Annotated in this window: 1 protein-coding gene; it reads right to left on the bottom strand. The window is 54.4% G+C overall.

What is annotated here, in order from left to right:
- On the bottom strand, nt 1–1,012 hold a 1,012-nt coding region (locus CSA35_09880), incomplete at both ends, for an ATPase (GenBank protein ID PIE53711.1).

Here is a 1,012-nt window from a genome sequence, read left to right as displayed (position 1 = left end):
CGTAGGATGAAACCCGCAATGTGGACAGGCCGGTGTGGTCTCCAGATTCTGCTCGGTCAGGGCAAAGCAGCTCTTCAGCCCGGCAAGCCGGTTCTGGTAGTCGGTGAGCTGCTGTCTTGGCATCAGATCGATGCCTGCCAGCTTCAGGAGCGTCTGCAGTCGGTGGTCTCCCATCAAAGCGGCTTTGCGTTTGTCATCGTTCACGCCTAAGCGAGCCTTGGTATGCAGGCTGATGTAGACGACGATGTAGTCTTTTTTAAGCTGCTGAAGTTTTGCCCCGATAGTCTGGGACTGGTTCGCCAGCTCAGTCAGATCAGTCTGCTTGAGCATTTCCAGCACATCCTGCCGGGTGGTTTTCATGCGATCCACCCAGTCGTGCTCCGGCGGCAGCACACCCTCGGCCGTTGAAAGCCATGAGGCCGTCGGGCTGTGATCCATGACAAATTCTCGCAGAGCATCCAAATCATCCAGTGCTTTTACCGCTTTTTCATGGGCTTTTACTTCGTCCATGCTGTAGCGGAAATTCTTCAATTTGCCCGGTGAGGTGTAGACTTGGAGCAACTCAAGGAAGGTCTTGGCAGCGTCCAGCCCGGATGCCTGATTGGCCAAATCGGTTCCGGCAAGGAGATCCAGTCCCCAGAAGGAAAGTCCTTCACGCAGGGTCTGCTGGGTCATCACAATCCGTTTGACAAGTTTGCCTACGGCCTGTTGCAGATCCTGAATCGGTTCATCTTTGCCTTGAGTAACTAGCTGGGCCATTCCCGGTGTCATGCCGAGGAGTTCAAACATGGCCTTGAGTGCAGGGATGTTCCATTCCTTGGGCTGCTCAAGGTGTTTGAAGCGGATGAGTTCCTCCATTCCGGTTGCCGCAAACTGCTGGAGCCCGGTGGCATCGAATTTTTTACCCGGTAGGGATAAGACAATATCACCGGAGTAAACCAGCGCGGCGATCAACACTGTTACCCATTCCGGCTCAAGGCGGGAACCGCCCGGATTCATATATTCCAAACCA

Source organism: Dethiosulfovibrio peptidovorans (assembly GCA_002748665.1).
Taxonomy (GTDB): Bacteria; Synergistota; Synergistia; order Synergistales; family Dethiosulfovibrionaceae; genus Dethiosulfovibrio; species Dethiosulfovibrio peptidovorans_A.
This window is presented reverse-complemented; position numbering and strand designations above follow the sequence as displayed.